The sequence below is a fragment of the Mycobacterium sp. URHB0021 genome (assembly GCF_054057895.1).
The window spans coordinates 1627176-1644893 of the sequence record NZ_JBSRZT010000002.1; the positions used below are offsets into that span (position 1 = coordinate 1627176).

General features: G+C 67.6%; 18 protein-coding genes and 1 pseudogene. 13 read left to right on the top strand and 6 right to left on the bottom strand.

Annotated features, from left to right (window positions below; translation table 11 throughout):
* Positions 1–98 precede the first annotated feature (98 nt).
* The 4 genes and pseudogenes from ACVWWN_RS10200 (at position 99) to ACVWWN_RS10215 (ending at position 3449) form a co-directional block, all read left to right on the top strand.
* Entirely contained in the window at positions 99–653 is a 555-nt protein-coding gene (locus tag ACVWWN_RS10200; RefSeq protein ID WP_457143789.1) for a TetR/AcrR family transcriptional regulator, read from the top strand.
* A 26-nt stretch (positions 654–679) separates the two neighbouring features.
* Positions 680–980: pseudogene (locus tag ACVWWN_RS10205) on the top strand (hypothetical protein).
* A gap of 66 nt (positions 981–1046) precedes the next feature.
* Positions 1047–1751: a DUF2334 domain-containing protein gene (locus ACVWWN_RS10210; protein WP_457143790.1), complete on the top strand. Its 705-nt coding sequence runs from the start codon at positions 1047–1049 to the stop codon at positions 1749–1751.
* A gap of 27 nt (positions 1752–1778) precedes the next feature.
* Entirely contained in the window at positions 1779–3449 is a 1671-nt protein-coding gene (locus tag ACVWWN_RS10215; RefSeq protein WP_457143791.1) for an FAD-binding dehydrogenase, read from the top strand.
* Positions 3450–3456: 7 nt separating this feature from the next.
* On the opposite strand, the gene ACVWWN_RS10220 is transcribed toward ACVWWN_RS10215, so the two are convergent.
* Positions 3457–4110: an MBL fold metallo-hydrolase gene (locus ACVWWN_RS10220; RefSeq protein WP_457143792.1), complete on the bottom strand. Its 654-nt coding sequence runs from the start codon at positions 4108–4110 to the stop codon at positions 3457–3459.
* A 43-nt stretch (positions 4111–4153) separates the two neighbouring features.
* Between ACVWWN_RS10220 and ACVWWN_RS10225 the strand changes: the two genes are divergently transcribed.
* Genes ACVWWN_RS10225 through purQ form a run of 3 tightly spaced genes read left to right on the top strand, consistent with a single transcriptional unit; the run spans position 4154 to position 5772 of the window.
* Complete coding sequence (locus ACVWWN_RS10225; protein WP_457143793.1) at positions 4154–4825, top strand: ATPase; 672 nt, start codon at positions 4154–4156, stop codon at positions 4823–4825.
* 36 nt (positions 4826–4861) lie between these two features.
* The gene (gene purS, locus ACVWWN_RS10230) at positions 4862–5101 is read left to right on the top strand and encodes a phosphoribosylformylglycinamidine synthase subunit PurS (RefSeq protein WP_457143794.1); all 240 of its coding nucleotides are present in this window, start codon (positions 4862–4864) and stop codon (positions 5099–5101) included.
* Positions 5098–5772, top strand: coding sequence for a phosphoribosylformylglycinamidine synthase subunit PurQ (gene purQ, locus ACVWWN_RS10235; RefSeq protein WP_457143795.1), 675 nt, complete (start codon positions 5098–5100; stop codon positions 5770–5772). The genes purS and purQ overlap by 4 nt, the downstream gene beginning before the upstream one ends.
* A 226-nt stretch (positions 5773–5998) precedes the next feature.
* Here the strand turns inward: purQ and ACVWWN_RS10240 are convergent, their stop codons facing one another.
* Together ACVWWN_RS10240 and ACVWWN_RS10245 are read right to left on the bottom strand one after the other, a co-directional pair.
* Complete coding sequence (locus ACVWWN_RS10240; RefSeq protein WP_457143796.1) at positions 5999–6796, bottom strand: family 1 encapsulin nanocompartment shell protein; 798 nt, start codon at positions 6794–6796, stop codon at positions 5999–6001.
* On the bottom strand, positions 6793–7827 hold the full coding sequence (locus ACVWWN_RS10245) for a Dyp-type peroxidase (RefSeq protein ID WP_457143797.1): 1035 nt from the start codon (positions 7825–7827) through the stop codon (positions 6793–6795). The genes ACVWWN_RS10240 and ACVWWN_RS10245 overlap by 4 nt, the downstream gene beginning before the upstream one ends.
* A gap of 44 nt (positions 7828–7871) precedes the next feature.
* On the opposite strand from ACVWWN_RS10245, the gene ACVWWN_RS10250 reads away from it, so the two are divergent.
* Positions 7872–9131 (top strand): M18 family aminopeptidase, encoded by a 1260-nt coding sequence (locus ACVWWN_RS10250; RefSeq protein ID WP_457143798.1) that lies wholly within the window; start codon positions 7872–7874, stop codon positions 9129–9131.
* A gap of 2 nt (positions 9132–9133) precedes the next feature.
* Here ACVWWN_RS10250 and ACVWWN_RS10255 read toward each other — a convergent pair whose 3' ends face one another.
* On the bottom strand, positions 9134–9361 hold the full coding sequence (locus tag ACVWWN_RS10255; RefSeq protein WP_457143799.1) for a hypothetical protein: 228 nt from the start codon (positions 9359–9361) through the stop codon (positions 9134–9136).
* 114 nt (positions 9362–9475) lie between these two features.
* Here ACVWWN_RS10255 and ACVWWN_RS10260 point away from each other — a divergent pair, with 114 nt between their 5' ends.
* The 5 genes from ACVWWN_RS10260 to ACVWWN_RS10280 all read left to right on the top strand — a co-directional run bounded on the left by ACVWWN_RS10260 (position 9476) and on the right by ACVWWN_RS10280 (position 15816).
* Positions 9476–9820: a VOC family protein gene (locus ACVWWN_RS10260; RefSeq protein WP_457143800.1), complete on the top strand. Its 345-nt coding sequence runs from the start codon at positions 9476–9478 to the stop codon at positions 9818–9820.
* Positions 9821–9957: 137 nt separating this feature from the next.
* Positions 9958–11166 carry a cation:proton antiporter gene (locus tag ACVWWN_RS10265; protein ID WP_457143801.1) on the top strand — a complete coding sequence of 403 codons (1209 nt, stop codon included), beginning with the start codon at positions 9958–9960 and terminating at the stop codon, positions 11164–11166.
* 20 nt (positions 11167–11186) lie between these two features.
* Positions 11187–13484: a phosphoribosylformylglycinamidine synthase subunit PurL gene (gene purL / locus ACVWWN_RS10270; protein ID WP_457149072.1), complete on the top strand. Its 2298-nt coding sequence runs from the start codon at positions 11187–11189 to the stop codon at positions 13482–13484.
* Entirely contained in the window at positions 13481–15205 is a 1725-nt protein-coding gene (locus ACVWWN_RS10275; protein ID WP_457143802.1) for an alpha/beta hydrolase, read from the top strand. Before purL ends, ACVWWN_RS10275 begins: the two co-directional genes overlap by 4 nt.
* Entirely contained in the window at positions 15205–15816 is a 612-nt protein-coding gene (locus tag ACVWWN_RS10280; RefSeq protein WP_457143803.1) for an Rv0804 family intramembrane glutamic endopeptidase, read from the top strand. The genes ACVWWN_RS10275 and ACVWWN_RS10280 overlap by 1 nt, the downstream gene beginning before the upstream one ends.
* 25 nt (positions 15817–15841) lie before the next feature.
* Here the strand turns inward: ACVWWN_RS10280 and ACVWWN_RS10285 are convergent, their stop codons facing one another.
* Together ACVWWN_RS10285 and ACVWWN_RS10290 are read right to left on the bottom strand one after the other, a co-directional pair.
* Positions 15842–17158, bottom strand: coding sequence for an MFS transporter (locus ACVWWN_RS10285; protein WP_457143804.1), 1317 nt, complete (start codon positions 17156–17158; stop codon positions 15842–15844).
* Between the two features lie 120 nt (positions 17159–17278).
* Positions 17279–17701: a PPOX class F420-dependent oxidoreductase gene (locus ACVWWN_RS10290; RefSeq protein WP_457143805.1), complete on the bottom strand. Its 423-nt coding sequence runs from the start codon at positions 17699–17701 to the stop codon at positions 17279–17281.
* Between the last annotated feature and the right edge of the window lie 17 nt (positions 17702–17718).

Below are 17718 nucleotides of genomic sequence, written 5' to 3' on the forward strand. Positions count from 1 at the left end.
ATGACGGCCATCTCGCCCTCTCTCCGATCTAGTCAGTGACAAGATACACGGTAGGCAATGATCTAGGCATTGTCAAGATTAGAGGTTAGGATCGCCGGATGAGCAGGGACACGTACCACCACGGAGACCTGAAGGCCGTCATTCTCGGGCAAGCCGCAGAGCTGGTGGCCGAGCGGGGCGCCGACGGGATCTCGCTGCGCGAACTCGCACGCGCCGCCGGCGTCTCCCACGCCGCACCCGCGCACCACTTCGCCGATCGCCGCGGCCTGTTCACCGCGCTGGCGGCGCAGGGCTGGCGGCTGCTGTCCGCCGCTCTTGCCGGGGCACGGCCCGACTTCATCGACGCCGCACTGGCATACGTGCGGTTCGCGCTCGATCATCCCGGCCACTACGCGGTGATGTTCGACCGGTCGCTGGTCAATCCCGACGATGCCGAACTCGTCGCCGCCCGAGAGGCGGCGGGAGCCGAACTGGCCACCGGTGTCGGCACACTCGACGATCCGCGGGCCAGGTCGGACCCCGACGGCGCCGCGCTCGCGGCGTGGTCGCTCGTGCACGGCTTCGCCATGCTCTGGCTCAACGGGGCGATCGACACCGACACGGACCCGGCGGCGAAGGCCGAGCGGATCGCCCAGATGCTGTTCAAGAGCTGACTCGCCGCGCGGGTACCGTGCCGACCATGACGCACACGCCGCTGACCGACATCGCCCTGACCACGCTGGACGGCCGGCCGACGACGCTCGCCGAATCGGCGGACCGCGGTCTGGCAGCGGTCGGCGTGTCGGCGTGACGTTTCCGCTACTGGCCAAGACCGATGTCGACGGTCCCGACCGGCACCCGCTGTATACCGTGATATCCGGTGGAATTTCGAGAAGTTCCTGCTCGCACCCGGCGGGAGGGTGGCGAATCGGTTCCGTCCGCGAACCGTTCCGGACGATCCCGAGGTGATCGCGGCGATCGAAAAAGTTTTACCGCGATAGCGGAACGTCAACTGCCGCCCACGTGTTGGCAACCGTTGCGACACCACTCGTTGCCATACTGCATACGTGGCTGGACAACTGATCGTCTCCGTTTCGGGGATCAGCGACCGCACCTTGCCAGAGGTCGAGGCATTCTGCGGCCAACTCGGCGCACGCGGGGTGCCCGCTTCCTTCCTGGTGGCACCGCGGATCAAGGGCGGTTACCGGCTCGATCAGGACGGGCCGACCGTCGAGTGGCTGGCCGGGCGTCGCGACCGAGGCGACGCCATTGTGCTGCACGGATTCGACGAGGCCGCCACCAAGACGCGCCGTGGCGAGTTCGCGACGCTGCCCGCGCACGAGGCCAACTTGCGGCTGATGGCCGCCGACCGGGTGTTGGAGCACCTCGGCCTGCGCACCCGGCTCTTTGCCGCCCCCGGCTGGACAGTGTCGGCGGGTACGGTAACAGCTTTGCCGCGCAATGGATTTCGACTACTGGCCGGGCTGTCCGGGATGACCGATCTGGTGCGTCAGAACACGGTGCGCACCAGGGTGCTCGGTATCGGCGAGGGCTTCCTGGCCGAGCCGTGGTGGTGCCGCACGCTGGTGTTGTCGGCCGAACGCACCGCGCGGCGCGACGGGATCGTCCGGGTGGCGGTGGCGGCGCGGCACCTGGGCCGGTCCGGACCCAGGCAGGCCATGCTCGACGCCGTCGACCTAGCCCTGATGCACCAGTGCGTGCCCGCCGTGTACCAGTGGCTCCCGTACCCGGCCCTGACCGACGCCGCCTGATTGGCGGCGGCCGCTAGATTGGCGGCCATGGCAGATGGTCTTGATGCTCCTCGCGTGCGCGAAGCCGACGTCATCGTCGTAGGTGCAGGGCTGGCCGGCCTGGTCGCCGCCTGTGAAGTGATCGACCGGGGTCGGCGGGTGCTGATCGTGGACCAGGAGAACGCCGCCAACATCGGCGGCCAGGCGTACTGGTCGTTCGGCGGGTTGTTCTTCGTCGACAGCCCCGAACAGCGGCGGCTGGGCATCAAGGACAGTCACGAGCTGGCCCTTCAGGACTGGCTGGGCGCCGCGGGGTTCGACCGGCCGGAGGACCACTGGCCGCGGCAGTGGGCGCATGCCTACGTGGATTTCGCGGCGGGGGAGAAGCGCAGCTGGCTGCGCGAGCGCGGGCTGCAGACGTTCGCACTCGTCGGCTGGGCCGAGCGCGGCGGCTATGACGCGCGCGGACACGGAAACTCGGTGCCGCGGTTCCACATCACCTGGGGCACCGGGCCCGCGATCGTCGACATCTTCGCGCGCCGGCTGCGCGAGGCGTCCGATGCGCAGTTCGTCCAACGTCACCGCGTCGATGAATTGATCGTCGAAAACGGCGCCGTCGTCGGTGTGCGCGGTGCGGTGCTGGAGCCGGCGGACACTGCGCGCGGCGTGGCGTCGTCGCGAAACACTTTGGGCGAGTTCGAACTCCGGGCATCGGCCGTGATCGTCGCCAGCGGCGGCATCGGCGGCAACCACGATCTGGTGCGCAAGAACTGGCCGGAGCGCATGGGCCGGGTCCCCGACCAACTGCTGAGCGGTGTGCCCGCCCACGTCGACGGGCGGATGATCGGCATCACCGAGGCGGCGGGCGGTCGCGTCATCAACAGCGACCGAATGTGGCACTACACCGAGGGCATCACCAACTACGACCCGATCTGGCCGCTGCACGGCATCCGGATCATCCCGGGCCCATCATCGCTGTGGCTGGACGCGACGGGAAAGCGGTTGCCGCCGCCGCTCTATCCCGGCTTCGACACCCTCGGCACGCTCGAGCACATCGCCCGAACCGGCCAGGACTACACGTGGTTCGTGCTGAATGCCCGCATCATCGAGAAGGAGTTCAGTCTGTCCGGCCAGGAGCAGAACCCCGATCTCACCGGGCGCAGCGTGCGCCAGTTGCTCGCCCGCGTCAGACCCGGTGCACCCCCACCGGTCCAGGCATTCGTCGACGAGGGGATCGACTTCGTGACGGCGAACTCGTTGCGGGACTTGATATCCGCGATGAACCAGCTGCCCGACGTGGCGCCACTCGACTATGACGTGGTGGAGGCGGAGGTCACCGCACGCGATCGCGAGGTGGCCAACAAGTTCACCAAGGACAGCCAGGTCACCGCGATTCGCGGGGCGCGGGCCTTCCTGCCCGACCGGATCAGCCGTGTCGTCGCTCCGCACCGCATCACCGATCCGAAGGCGGGTCCACTGATCGCCGTCAAGCTGCACATCCTGACCCGCAAGTCCTTGGGCGGTCTGGAAACCGATCTCGACGCGCGGGTGCTCAAATCCGACGGCTCGGTGTTCCCCGGGCTCTACGCCTCGGGCGAGGCCGCCGGTTTCGGCGGCGGCGGCGTGCACGGCTACCGCTCGTTGGAGGGCACATTCCTCGGCGGGTGCGTGTTCTCCGGCCGGGCGGCCGGACGCGCGGCCGCACGCGACATCGGCTAGCTGCGAATCAGAATTCCGTTCCGCTTTCCTCGGTGAGTACCTGGAAGTCCGTGTCGGTCATCTCCGTCAGCCGGCCGTAGTAGATGCCGCGGGCGGCGGGTTCGACCATCGCCTGATGGATCGGCACGGCGCGCGACGGTGCCACGGCCCGCAGGTAGTCGACGGCCTCGGAGATCCTCATCCAGGGCGCGGCCGCAGGAGCGGCCAAGACGTCGACCGGCTCACCAGGGGCGAACAACGCATCGCCGGGATGCATGAGACGCGCGGGGTGGTCGCCGTCGCCGACGAGATACGAGATGTTGTCGATCACAGGAATTTCCGGGTGGATCACCGCGTGCCGCCCGCCGACGCCGCGGACGGTCAGATGCCCGATGCCGAGTTCGTCGCCGACGTTGACGGCCATCCATCCTCCGCCGAGTTGCGCGGCGGTCTGCGGATCGGCATACAGCGCGGCCTGCGGGTTGGCCTCGACCAGTGCGGGCAGCCTGTCCTTATCGGCGTGGTCGGGATGCTGGTGGGTGATCAGGATCGCCGACAGCCCGGTGACGCCCTCGAATCCGTGCGAAAAGTTGCCCGGGTCGAACAAGACTGTGGTGTCATCACCGGAATTATTGCGGAAGCTCGCGAGTAGGCATGAATGGCCGAAATGCGTCAATTGCATGCCTATATTGTGACGTGGAGGGGCCCCAGGGGGTGCGGGAGACGTGCGATTGATGCTGGCGGTCGCGTTGGCGGCCTGCGGGCTGGGGATCGCCCCCGTGTCCGTTCCGCGGGCCGGTGCCGTGCCGGGCTTCTGCCCGCCGATTTGCGATGCGATCCCCGATTCGGCATGGATGGCCCCCACGTCGATTCCGCTCAACTCGAGCTACCGGTGGCCCGGCCTGGCGGGATTGGCGGTCACGGTGCGTTCTCCGCGCTTCGGGTTCGAGGAGCTGTGCGCCAGTCCGCCCGTTGCCGGCGACCCGCGCGACTATGCCGTGGCCGCCCGCACGGTGGTGCCCAACCGGGACGGACACTGGCAGCTTCGGGCGCAGATCATGCACTGGCGCGGCGACACCGTCGCGGGTGGGCCGACCGCGATGCTCGCCCTCGAAACCGCGAGGTCGCGGCTGTGGGGCTGTCAGCAGACCGCTCCGCAGACGTCGCCGTCGATCACCCTGAGCGAACCCGGCCGGATCGCCGCGGTGATCAGCACGGCGGACCAGCGGGTGATGCACGAATACCTGCTCGCCGACCCCGCCAGCAGCACGGTCGTCGAACTCGCCCTGTGGGCCACCCTGCCGACCCACGTCGACTGGCAGGCGGTGCCGGATGCGCGGGTACTCGACGCCATGGCCACGCCCCTGTGCAGCGCATATCTCGGATCGTGCCGGTGAGCCACGCCGACCGGGCCCGCCGGTAGAGTTGTCGCCGTGGCAAGGGTGGTGGTGCATGTGATGCCCAAGGCCGAGATCTTGGACCCGCAGGGGCAGGCGATCGTCGGTGCGCTGGGACGTCTCGGCTTTGGTGGAGTATCAGATGTCCGGCAGGGCAAGCGTTTTGAGCTCGAGGTCGATGACGGCCTCGCCGACGAGACGGTCGCCGAGATCGCCGAATCGCTGCTGGCGAACACGGTGATCGAGGACTGGTCGGTCAGCAGGGAGCAATCATGACCGCGCGGGTGGGCGTGATCACCTTCCCCGGCACGCTCGACGACGTGGACGCGGCGCGCGCCGTCCGCTTGGCCGGTGCCGAATCCGTCAACCTGTGGCACGCCGATGCCGACCTGAAAGGTGTCGACGCCGTGGTGGTGCCCGGCGGGTTCTCCTACGGCGACTACCTGCGTTGCGGCGCCATCGCGAAGTTCGCGCCGGTGATGGGTGAGGTGGTGGCCGCCGCGGGCCGCGGAATGCCGGTACTCGGGATTTGCAACGGGTTTCAGGTCTTGTGCGAGGCCGGTCTGCTGCCGGGTGCGTTGACCCGCAACGCAGGCCTGCATTTCGTCTGCCGGGACCTCTGGCTGGAGGTCGCGTCGAACACGTCGGCGTGGACGTCGCGCTACGAGCTGGGGGCTGACCTGCTGGTGCCGCTCAAGTCCGGCGAGGGACGCTACGTCGCCGACGCCAAGGTGCTCGACGAGCTCGAGGGCGAGGGCCGCGTGGTGTTCCGCTACCGCGACAACCCGAACGGATCGATGCGCGATATCGCGGGCATCTCCTCGGCCAACGGAAGGGTGGTCGGGTTGATGCCGCATCCCGAGCACGCCACCGAGGCCCTCACCGGCCCCTCTGACGACGGTCTGGGCCTGTTCTACTCCGCCCTGGACGTCGTGCTGGCCGCCTGAGCTGCGGCGTGAACGAGCGGGTGATACCTGTCCTTCGACGCACCGTGATCGCCCGGATGTTCGGGGTGCACCTCTTCTGGTGGGTACGCATCCTGCGATCGCCGGGCGGCTGACCGGGTCAGGGCTCGAGGTCGCCGATGGAACTGGAGGTGGGCAAGATCGGCTTTCGCGGCCCACCGGTTCATGTCCCGGTGGCTTTCGACACCGGCGAGCGCACTCCTGACGGCTACGCCGTGAGCGCGACCGATGCCTCCGCGGTGTAGCACAGGAACGTCATCGTCTCCTCCAGGTACAGCTGCACCGTTTCCGCGTCGTGGGACAGGTAGCCGATCGACACGTCGGTGCCCAGCTGGAGGTCGAAATCTCCACCGCGAGTAGACAACACGAATGCACCGTCGATGGCGGGCGCCCAGATGATCTCACCGTCGACCAGACGGCTGAGGTGCTCGCGGATCGGATAGCCGTGCTCGGTGGTCTCGCTGACCTTGGTGTACACCTCGGCCGACAACAGCACGCAGTACGGCCCGTCGACGCCCGCCAGCCGCAGCTCCGACAGCGCCTGCGCCATAACGTCGGGAATCTCGCGCGGGTCGTCGGGCAGCGCCAGCGCCGGATTGGAGCTACACGCCCGGATCCCCTCGATGGAGGCGGCCGGGTAACCCTCGAAGATCGCCCGGTCCTCGACGAACGCCAGCTTCTGCGCGGCCTCCTTGACCGAATCCCAGTCCGAGTCCTGCGAGCCGCGCTCGACGTCATCGATGGCATCGCGGGTCACGGTGAAGGGCACGCGCAGCCGGACCAACGGCTTGGCGGCACGCAGATGTGCGATCACGCCGTCGCTCGGCGCGGCGACGTCGGTGAGGTGGCCGGTGCTGATCGCGGCCGTCACCGGTCCGCCCGCGTCGCTGACGTCGACCACCCGCCGGCCGGCGATGTGCCGCTTGAACGTTCGCGTCGCCTCGGTCTCGATCTCCTGCCATGCGGCATCGGTGACCGGGGCCAGTTCGCGATACAGGTTGTTCATTGCGGGTTTCCTTTCAGGCTGCCGATGCCGAGCGACCCGTTGGTGATGACGGGCATAGAGGGCGCAGCGGTGACCTCTGGCTCTTCTTCGGGTCGTGAATCAGGCAGGGGCGGTGGATCGTTGAGGAAGTCGACGATCGGTGTGAAGAACTTGCCGCCGGTGACGGCGGTCGAGAAATCCAGGATGCGGTCGGTGGTGCCGGGCGGATCACCGATGAACATATTGCGCAGCATCCGCTCGGTGACCGCGGCGGTGCGTGAATAACCGATGAAATACGTGCCGAACTCGCCCTTGCCGATCTCCCCGAACGGCATGTTGTGCCGGACGATCTTCAGCTCGTTGCCGTCGTCGTCTTCGATCACGTTGAGCGCGATGTGGGCGGTGGCCGGTTTCGCGTCGTCGTCCATCTCGATGTCCTCGAGTTTCGTGCGTCCGATCACCAACTCCTGTTCGGTGACCGACAGCGCCTCCCACGAGCCCATGTCGTGGACGTACTTCTGCACGTGCACGTAACAACCGCCGGCGAAGTCGGGGTCCTCATCGCCAATTTCGGTGGCCGACACGGCAAGTGGGCCCTCGGGGTTCTCGGTGCCGTCGACGAAGCCGAGCAGGTCGCGGTTGTCGAAGAACCGGAAGCCGTGCGTCTCGTCGACCACGGTCACCGCGCCCATCGCCTTGACGAGCCGGGAGGCCAGCTCGAAGCACATGTCCATGGACAGCGCCTTGATATGGAAGAGCAAGTCGCCCGGGGTCGCTGGTGCATCGTGACTCGGCCCGTGTAGTTCGGCGAACGGGGTCAGCTCGACGGGCCGCGGCCCGGAGAACAAGCGGTCCCAGGCATCTGAGCCGATCGAGGTAATCACTGACAGGCGCTTGTCAGAATCGCGGAAGCCGACGGCGCGCACCAGACCCGAGATATCGGACAGCGCGTCGTGAACGGCCTCCTCACCGCCCTCATCGATGGTCATCACGAGGAAGATGGCTGCGGGTGTCAACGGCGCCGTTACCGGTTGTGGCAGTGGGTCGGGCACCGTTAGACCCTAGCGAATAGGTCGGTCGGCAATGATGGTGAACCATGACAGGGGCCAGCGCGCAGGGGTTGTGTGAGTTCATCGACGCGTCACCATCGCCGTTCCACGTCTGCGAGACGGTTGCGCGGCGACTCGACACCGCAGGCTTCACCGAACTGTCGGAGGCGGACGGCTGGCCGAGCCGGGGGAACTTCTACACGGTGCGGGCCGGCTCGCTGATCGCCTGGCAGAGCGGTGACCAGCCGGGCCGGCCGTTCCGCATCGTCGGCGCGCACACCGACAGCCCGAACCTGAGGGTCAAGCAGCATCCCGACCGGTTCGTCGCCGGCTGGCAGGTGGTGGCACTCGAGCCCTACGGCGGCGCGTGGCTGAACTCGTGGCTCGACCGCGACCTCGGCGTCAGTGGCCGGTTGTCGGTGCGTGTCGACAACCGCATCGAGCACCGTCTGGTGCGCGTCGACGCACCGATCCTTCGGGTTCCTCAGCTGGCGATCCACCTCGCCGAGGACCGCAAGGCCGTGACGCTGGACCCGCAGCGCCATGTCAACGCCGTCTGGGGGGTGGGCAGCGGCACCCGGTCTTTCCTGGCCTACGTCGCCGCGCAGGCCGGCGTCGATGGCGACGCGGTGCTGGGTGCGGATCTGATGACCCACGACCTGACCCCATCGGGGCTGACCGGCGTCGACCGCGCACTACTCAGCGCACCCCGCCTGGACAACCAGGCCACCTGCTATGCCGGGCTGGAAGCGTTCCTCGCCGCACGGCCGGGGGACCATGTGCCGGTGCTCGTCCTCTTCGACCACGAAGAGGTCGGCTCGCAGTCGGACCACGGCGCGCAATCCGACCTGCTGCTGACGACGCTGGAGCGAATCACGCTGGCGGCCGGCGGGGGACGGGAGGAGTTCCTTCGTCGGTTGCCCGGATCGATGGTCGCTTCTGGTGACATGGCGCACGCCACCCACCCGAACTATCCCGAGCGCCACGAGCCCGGCCATCTGATCGAGGTGAACGCGGGCCCGGTGCTGAAGGTGCAGCCGAACCTGCGCTACGCCACCGACGGTCGCACCGCGGCGGCTTTCGCGTTGGCGTGCGCCCAGGCCGGCGTTCCGCTGCAGCGCTACGAACACCGGGCAGATCTGCCGTGCGGCTCGACCATCGGGCCGATGACCTCCGCGCGGACCGGCATTGCCACCGTGGATGTCGGCGCCGCGCAGCTCGCGATGCATTCGGCACGCGAGGTGATGGGTGTCGATGATGTCGCTGCCTACTCGGCCGCGCTGTCGGCGTTTCTGTCAGCGGCTTGACGCTACAGGCGCGTTTTGAGTAGATCCTTGGCCATCTCCGCGCCCTTGCGGCTGTCCGCCTGCGCCTTGCGGAAGAGATCGGCGACCGCATTGTCCCCGTCGCGTTCGGCGTCCTGAATGTAGGTCTCCAGCCGCAGCGCGTTGTCGAGACACTTCTCGGTGAACCAGACCAGGTTATAGGCCTTGTCCTTGGTGCCGGTGACTTGGCCGGTTTCGGTGCTGGAAGTCATGGTCACGTCTCCTTCCGATTCGTTTTTTGCGTGACACGGCAGACCTACCCGTCGCTGCCGGACGCAAACGGAATCGGTGAACTTTGCCGGCGCTGGAAAGCTAGGGTCGGGCGTATGGCGCTCAAAACCGAGAACATCACGTTCGACAGCACCGACCCGGAACGGCTCGCCGACTGGTGGGCCCGCGCGCTCGACGGGCAGGTAAACCCTGTCGCACCACCGTTTTTTGTCACCGTGTCCCGGCCGGAGGGCCCCGGGCTGGCGTTCCAGAAGGTCGACGACCCCACTCCCGGCAAGAACCGCGTGCACGTCGACTTCAGTGCCTCCGACATGGAGGCCGAGGTCAAGCGGCTGGTCGGGCTCGGGGCCAGCGAGACCGGCCGGGGTAACTTCGGCGATTTCGAATGGGTGGTGCTGGCCGACCCGGACGGCAACGCCTTCTGCATCGCCGGAGGGTGACGGCGGCGGCCGACCAATCGCGCGTGGCCTCAACGTGATCGCCGTTTCTGTGGACCGCCGACGTCGCGGTCTTGGCGATCGGCGACACGTGGCGTTGCACCGGGTGAGCCCGGGCGATCGCTGGAAAGATCGCGGTCGTGCTGCTCTCCCTGATCGCGGTCTGCGTGGTGCTCGCTGCGTGGGCACTGGGAGCGGCACGCCTGGAGCGAATGCGGCTCACCGCGCCGATGGTGCTGGTGCTGGCCGGAGTGGCGGTCGGCTTCACCACTCAGGACGTGCTGGCGGACTCGCTCAACACCGACGCCGCCCAGCACGTCGCCGAAATCATCCTGGCGGTCCTGCTTTTCGTCGATGCAACCGATATCCGCGGCGGACTGTTCGGCCGTGAGCCGCGCTCGGCGGTGCGCATCCTGTTCGTGGCGATGCCGCTGAGCCTGGCATTGTCGGTCGCCGCGGGACTGTGGCTGCTTCCCGGACTGTCGTGGGCGGTGCTGCTCATCGTGGCCTGCGTGGTGGTGCCGACCGACTTCGCGCCCGCCGCCTCGATCCTGCGAGACGATCGGGTCCCCGTCCGGGTCCGCAACGTGCTCAACGTCGAGGCGGGCTACAACGACGGCATCGTGTCGCCGATCTTCATCTTCGCCCTGGCGGTCGCCGGTGACCGTTCCCATGCCGACACGCCGATCGCAGCCGTGGCATCCGCCGTCCCGCAGGCGGTCAAGGCGATCCTGGTCGGTCTTGCGATGGGATCCGCGCTGGCGCTGCTCATCAACGCCGCCGAGAGTCGCGGCGCGATGACCGATCAGAGCAAGCGGGTGATCCTGGTGACGGCCCCCTTGCTGGCCTACGGGCTGAGCCTGGCGCTTCACGGGAACGGCTTCGTCTCGGCGTTCGTCTGCGGGATCGCCTTCAACTATCTGCGGCAGTCGTCGGCGCTCCGCGGCGAACTGACATTGCTCGACGACATGGGGTTCCTGCTCTCCGCGGGCATGTGGTTCGTCTTCGGGGCCACCGCCGTGTTGGCGCTGTCGTCGGGCGTGTCGTGGACGATGGTGGTGTTCTGCCTGCTGGCGCTCACCGTCGTGCGTGTGGTGCCGGTGCTGATCGCGATGCTCGGGTCACCGTTCTCCTGGCGGGAACGATTGCTGATCGGCTGGCTCGGGCCGCGGGGCACCACGTCGATCGTCTTCGGCCTGCTCGCCTTCAACGTGCTGGTCGGGGAGGCCGAACACGCGGCGCTGATGACGATGGTGGTCGCGGTGCTGGGCAGTGTCGTGTTGCACGGCGTCGGCGCGCCCGCGGCTGCCCGCGCTTATCGCAACCCCCAAACTAGACTGAGCGGGTGACGTCCGGGCTCTCCCACGAGATCGACACGGTCGAGAGGGCCGCCACCACTCCCGACCATCCGCAGCCTTTCCGCGAACTCGGCCTGAAGGACGACGAGTACCAGCGGATACGCGAAATTCTCGGCCGTCGCCCGACCGACGCCGAGCTGGCGATGTATTCGGTGATGTGGAGCGAGCACTGCTCCTACAAATCCTCGAAGGTGCACCTGCGCTACTTCGGTGAGACCACCACCGAGAAGATGCGAGCGGCCATGCTCGCCGGCATCGGTGAGAACGCCGGGGTCGTCGACATCGGCGACGGCTGGGCCGCCACGTTCAAGGTGGAGTCGCACAACCATCCGTCCTACATCGAGCCCTACCAGGGCGCGGCCACCGGTGTCGGCGGCATCGTCCGCGACATCATGGCGATGGGCGCGCGGCCGGTCGCCGTGATGGACCAGCTGAGGTTCGGCGCGGCCGATGCGCCGGACACCCGCCGCGTCGTGGACGGTGTCGTGCGCGGCATCGGTGGCTACGGCAACTCGCTCGGTCTGCCGAACATCGGCGGCGAGACGGTGTTCGACGCGTCGTACGGGGGCAACCCGCTGGTGAATGCGCTGTGCGTCGGCGTGCTGCGTAAGGAGGACCTGCACCTGGCCTTTGCGTCGGGCACGGGCAACAAGATCATCCTGTTCGGCGCCCGCACCGGCCTGGACGGGATCGGCGGCGTATCGGTGCTGGCGTCGGAGACGTTCGGCGGCGACGAGAGCGGCGCGCCCGGACGCAAGAAGCTGCCGTCGGTTCAGGTGGGCGACCCCTTCATGGAGAAGGTGCTCATCGAATGCTGTCTCGAGCTGTACGCCAACGGCCTGGTGGTCGGCATCCAAGACCTCGGTGGGGCCGGATTGTCCTGCGCGACATCTGAACTCGCATCAGCCGGTGATGGTGGCATGCGGGTCGAACTGGATTCCGTTCCATTGCGCGCGGCCAACATGACCCCGGCCGAGATTCTGTCCAGCGAGTCGCAGGAACGGATGTGCGCGGTCGTCACGCCGGAGAACGTCGACAAGTTCATGGCGGTGTGCCGTAAGTGGGAGGTGCTGGCGACGGTCATCGGTGAGGTCACCGACGGCGACCGGCTCGAGATCACCTGGCGCGGCGAGACGGTCGTCGACGTCCCGCCGCGGACGGTCGCCCACGAAGGACCGGTCTATGAACGGCCCGTCGAGCGGCCGGAGAGCCAGGACGCGCTCAACGCCGACACCTCGGCCGGGTTGCCCCGCCCGGTCACCGGCGACGAGCTGCGCACGACGCTGCTTGCGATGGTGGGTAGTCCGCAGCTGTGCAGCCGTGCTTACATCACCGAGCAGTACGACCGGTACGTCCGGGGCAACACCGTGCTGGCACAGGATTCCGACGGTGGCGTGCTGCGCGTCGATGAGGCCACCGGCCGCGGCATCGCCATCTCGACCGACGCGTCGGGGCGCTACACCCAACTCGATCCCTACACCGGTGCGCAGCTGGCGCTGGCCGAGGCCTATCGCAACGTCGCGGTCACGGGCGCCACGCCCATCGCGGTGACCAACTGCCTGAACTTCGGCTCGCCGGAGGACCCCGGCGTGATGTGGCAGTTCGAGCAGGCCGTCCGTGGTCTCGCGGACGGCTGTGCGGCACTGGGTATTCCGGTCACCGGCGGCAACGTCAGCTTCTACAACCAGACCGGCACCACGGCGATCCTACCTACGCCGGTCGTCGGGGTGCTGGGTGTGATCGACGATGTCAAGCGCCGTATCCCCACCGGGCTGGGCACCGAACCGGGGGAGACGCTGATCCTGCTCGGCGACACCCGCGACGAGCTCGACGGCTCGATCTGGGCGCAGGTGACCGCAGACCATCTGGGCGGGCTGCCGCCGAAGGTCGACCTCGACCGGGAGAAACTACTGGCCGAGGTGCTGGCCGCCGCATCTCGCGACGGGCTGGTGTCCGCCGCTCATGACCTTTCCGAGGGCGGTCTGATCCAGGCCGTCGTCGAGGCGGCGCTCGCGGGCGAAACCGGTTGTCGCATAGTTGTTCCCGAAGGTCTCCAATCAGGCACAGGCCCGTTTACGTTTCTCTTCTCGGAGTCGGCAGGCCGTGCGCTGGTGGCGGTTCCGCGCACCGAGGAGAGCAGGTTCGTGGCGATGTGCGAGGCTCGCGGATTGCCGGCGACCCGCATCGGCGTGGTGGATCAGGGACAGCCGGGAGAAGGGCCGGCCGTCGAGGTTCAGGGCTTGTTCACCGTTTCTCTGGAGGATCTGCGCAGCACGTCGGAGGGCGTGCTTCCCGGGTTGTTCGGGTGAGTGCACCCCCACGCGAACGACATCCGCTGCTGGTCTGGGCGTGGAGCCTGGTGCATCTCGACTTCATCGGGGTCGTGTTCGGCACGCTCTTCTTCTGTCTGTCGCTGACCCCGTCGCTGCTGCCGCGTGACTGGCTGTTTCAGGGTCTCATCAGCGGCGTGAATGCTGCGATCGGTTACGGGATCGGTGTCTTCACGCGAAAGATTGTGCACCGCTTCGTGTTACATCGACGCACCTGGTGGCCACCCCCGAAGCGGGTGCGATACTGGGCCAAGGTGGTCAGCGTCGTGGGCTCGATCGCGGCCAGCCTGGTGATGCTAATTCCGTCTGCCTCTTGGCAGCGTCAGGTGTCAGCGGTGATGGGCATGGAAGGCCCGTCGACGCTGGGCTACCTTCGAACGCTGGTGATCGCGCTGTTGGTCGGCGGGGTCTGCGTGGGCGGGGCGCGGGTGATTCTGGACCTCATCAAGACGATGGCCAGGTATCTGATCAGGCGCTGGCACCTGCATGACGAGACCGCGTTGTTCATCGGTACCGCGGTCGTCGTCGTGCTGGCGATCACCTTGATCAACGGTGTTCTCATCCGTGGCTTTCTGGTCGGCGCGAACCGCGTGTTCCAGCCCCAGAACACCACCACCCGAGCCGGAATCACCCAACCGCTGGCACCCGAACGCTCCGGCAGCCCAACGTCTTTCGCGCCGTGGGACAGCCTGGGCTTCCAGGGGCGCAACTTCGTCGCCACCGGGCCCGACGTCGACGAGTTGACCCGTCTCAACGGCAGACCGGCCAAGGAACCCATCCGGCTGTATGTCGGATTGCAGACGGCCGCCACCGACGACGCGCGGATGGCGGTGCTGATGAGCGAACTCGAGCGCACCGGCGCCTTCGATCGCAAGGTGCTGGTCATCATCCCGACCACCGGCACCGGGTGGATCAACCCGGTGGCCGCTCGATCGCTGGAATTGATGTACAACGGCGATACCGCACTTGTCGGATCGCAGTATTCTTATCTGCCCAGCTGGATTTCGTTTCTCGGCGATGAAGAGAAGTCGATGAAGTCCGGCCGGATGATGATCGTCGCCATCCACGACCGCTGGATGAAACTGCCGCCGGACCACCGCCCGAAACTAGTGCTGTACGGCGAGAGCCTCGGCTCGATGGCGGGCCAGGGAGCGTTCGACTGGCTGCCCGATATCGCGCAGATGGGCTTCTCCTCGGTGCTGTGGGTGGGGCCGCCCAACGCCAGCCCGCTCTGGCGTGGCATCACAGCGCGACGCGACCCGGGCACCCGGGAGGTCGAGCCGCGCTACGACAACGGCCGCACCGTCCGGTTCTCCCAGGCCGTCGACGGCACCCAGATCGACCGCGACACGTCCGCGCCGTGGCAGGGCACCCGCGTGCTGTTCCTGCAGCACCCGTCCGATCCGATCGTGTGGTGGTCGGCCGATCTACTGTTCGCCCGGCCCGATTGGCTGCGGGAACCACCCGGCCGCGACCGCACGGCATCGATGCGCTGGTACCCGATCATCACGTTCTGGCAGGTCGCCGCGGATATGACCAACGCGAGCTCGGTACCGGGAGGGCACGGCCACAACTACGGCGACCTGGTGCTGGACGGCTGGGCCGCCGTTGCACCGCCCGACGGGTGGACATCCGCGGACACCGAGCGGATCCGGCTGGCGCTGGAAAAGACCGAAGCGGCCGATGGGCCCGAATACTGATGCGTGCCGGCAAGTTTCGGGCACTCGCGACGGCGGCGGCTCTGGTCGGCTGGAGTTTCGCCGCGCCCCGGGTCCGTTTCCACCCCGTCCTGAACGCGGCGCTGGGCACCGGACTCGCCGCGCTCACCCGGCCGCCGCTGGGGCTGCGCCCGCCCGCGCTCACCTCGGGCCTGCGCAACGGCGTGCCCGCCGCCGCGGCCATCGCGCTCGTCGGCGCCGTGATCACGGCGGTCCCCCAGGTGCGGGCCGATATGGTGCGGCGGAAACGGTCCGACCATCCGGTACGTTGGCTGCTGCTGGACATCCCGTTGGGCACCGTCTGGCCCGAGGAGGTCGCCTTCCGGGCGATGCTCGGCGGCATGGCGCAGGAGGCGTTCGGACCGGTCGGCGCGCGGTGGCTCCAGTCGGTGACATTCGGGCTGTGGCACATCGTCGACGCCCGGCTCACGGGACACCCCGTGCTCGGGACCGTCTTCGCCACCGCGGTCACCGGCTGGAGTCTCGGATGGCTGCACGACAGATCCGGCAGCCTCGCCGCACCGATGCTGGCCCATCTGGCCATCAACGAAGTCGGTGCGGTGGCGACCCTGGTCGTGCAGGGCAGACGCTGACCGCCGCGCGTTTCCGACCGTTGGCTCACGTCGCGATGTTTCGGAGCGCCAGGGCGGCCACCGCGCCGACCAAGCAGGCTGCACTCAGAACGCCGAAAATAGCGGCAATACGCCATGCCATGGTGGCCAATGTGCCGATAAGCAGGGGGCCGACGAAGGAACCGATGCGGCCGAGTCCCATCGTCCAGCCGAGACCCGTCGAGCGGAGCACGGTCGGATAGGCAGCAGCGGCAAGGGCGATGACACCCGAACTCGCGCATCCAAGACCAAGGCCGACAAGAACTTCCATCGCGGCGACACCGAGGAAAGACGGCGCGACCAATCCGACTCCACCGAGACCTACGGCTGCCACGACACACGCTGTGGATATCACCCGGCCGGCGCCGAGACGCGCCACCAACCAGCCGCCTGCCGCTGTCGCTACCATGCTCGCGGCGTTGAACAGCGCCAGCGCCAACGCAGACCGCGTGACTGAAAGGCCAGCGGGCGCAAGCAACGTAGGCACCCAGGATGAGTCGATGACGAGGATGCCGAACACCACGAACGAGACGGTCCACAGCAATACCGTCGCAAGACGACGGCCGTCGGCGAACAGCCGGCCGACCTGCATACCAGGACCGTCGACACGCCGCTCCGCGAAGAGCCGATCGGGATCGACATCGGCGTCAGGGACGATGCGTTCCATCGCCCGTCTGACGCGTTCTCGCGGCGCCTGCTTTCCCACGAGGAATGTCAGCGATTCGGGCAGCACGGCGATCAACAGCACAGCCGTCACAAGTGGACCTACCGCGCCCACAATGAACAAGCTCTGCCAACCGGTGGCGGCGCTGAGCGTGCTACCCAGCAGACCTGCCAAGACACCACCCAAGGGAAAACCCGTGTAAAGGGTGCCGGCGATGACTCCTCGCCGGTGCGGTCCGACGAGCTCCGAGGCCAGGGTCACCGCACAGACAACGGCGGCGCCAAGACCAAGCCCGGTGACAAAGCGGTACGCCAAGAGCACTGCGAGGGTTCCTGCCGCCGGCGTGGCCAGCGTGAACATTGCGAAGACAACTACGGCGGGTACCAATACGGCCTTGCGGCCGAAGCGATCCGACCACGGGGCCAGCGCGAGACTTCCCGCGGCGAGTCCGGCGACGGCGGCGGAGAACACCTCACCGAGCGCGGACGCCGGCAGGTTCATCGTCTTGGCGATCGACGGCGCGGCGAGACCAATGATCTGCAGATCGAAACCGTCGAACAAGACGACGACAGCGCACAGCAGGACCCCGGCAATCCGCACCCGGCTGAACCGGCTGCTGCCGATGAGAACTCTGACATCTACGGTTCCGCGTTCGGACAACCGCCACCCCCTCCGATCGACCCCGGAGAGCTAACGCCCATCGCGGCCGATTTCATCGATCCCCGGTCACATCAGCCGGCGATCAATGAGGTCGGGGTTGTGGCGGCAACACCGGCCAGTTCAGGCGTCGCGGATGTCCGGTTGCAATTGGTGGGGCTCGCTGTCTCGGTCGTCGATCCCGAAACTGATGATCCGCCGGGGGGTGACCCGGATGATCGCGGTGTCGAGATCATCGCCGGCCGCCCCACGTGCCGGGGCGATCTCGGCCTGCTCGGCGGTGCCGCGGATCTCCAGGCACCGCACCCGCCACGGATCGCGTGAGGTGATGTCGTCGACGACGAACGCCACCTTGTCGTTGCGCGCGATGTTGCGGTACTTCTGGCTGTGCGACATGCGGAACCCGGCGATGTCGATGGTGCCCAACTCCGAGTTGTAGGTGAACCCGACCGGGCTGTTCTGCGGCGTCCCGTCGGGCTGGATCGTGGCCAACCGGCCCAGATCGGCCTGGCGCAGGAACTCGATCTCATGCGTTTTGAGGGTCATGAGGCCACGGTAGGACC

Coding starts and splice junctions, on each gene's coding strand:
- ACVWWN_RS10260 (WP_457143800.1), top strand. CDS start 9,476: ATGGCGCTCAAAACCGAGAACATCACGTTCGACAGCACCGACCCGGAA.
- ACVWWN_RS10220 (WP_457143792.1), bottom strand. CDS start 4,110: ATGCAATTGACGCATTTCGGCCATTCATGCCTACTCGCGAGCTTCCGC.
- ACVWWN_RS10200 (WP_457143789.1), top strand. CDS start 99: ATGAGCAGGGACACGTACCACCACGGAGACCTGAAGGCCGTCATTCTC.
- ACVWWN_RS10290 (WP_457143805.1), bottom strand. CDS start 17,701: ATGACCCTCAAAACGCATGAGATCGAGTTCCTGCGCCAGGCCGATCTG.
- ACVWWN_RS10240 (WP_457143796.1), bottom strand. CDS start 6,796: ATGAACAACCTGTATCGCGAACTGGCCCCGGTCACCGATGCCGCATGG.
- ACVWWN_RS10280 (WP_457143803.1), top strand. CDS start 15,205: ATGCGTGCCGGCAAGTTTCGGGCACTCGCGACGGCGGCGGCTCTGGTC.
- purQ (WP_457143795.1), top strand. CDS start 5,098: ATGACCGCGCGGGTGGGCGTGATCACCTTCCCCGGCACGCTCGACGAC.
- ACVWWN_RS10250 (WP_457143798.1), top strand. CDS start 7,872: ATGACAGGGGCCAGCGCGCAGGGGTTGTGTGAGTTCATCGACGCGTCA.
- ACVWWN_RS10215 (WP_457143791.1), top strand. CDS start 1,779: ATGGCAGATGGTCTTGATGCTCCTCGCGTGCGCGAAGCCGACGTCATC.
- ACVWWN_RS10255 (WP_457143799.1), bottom strand. CDS start 9,361: ATGACTTCCAGCACCGAAACCGGCCAAGTCACCGGCACCAAGGACAAG.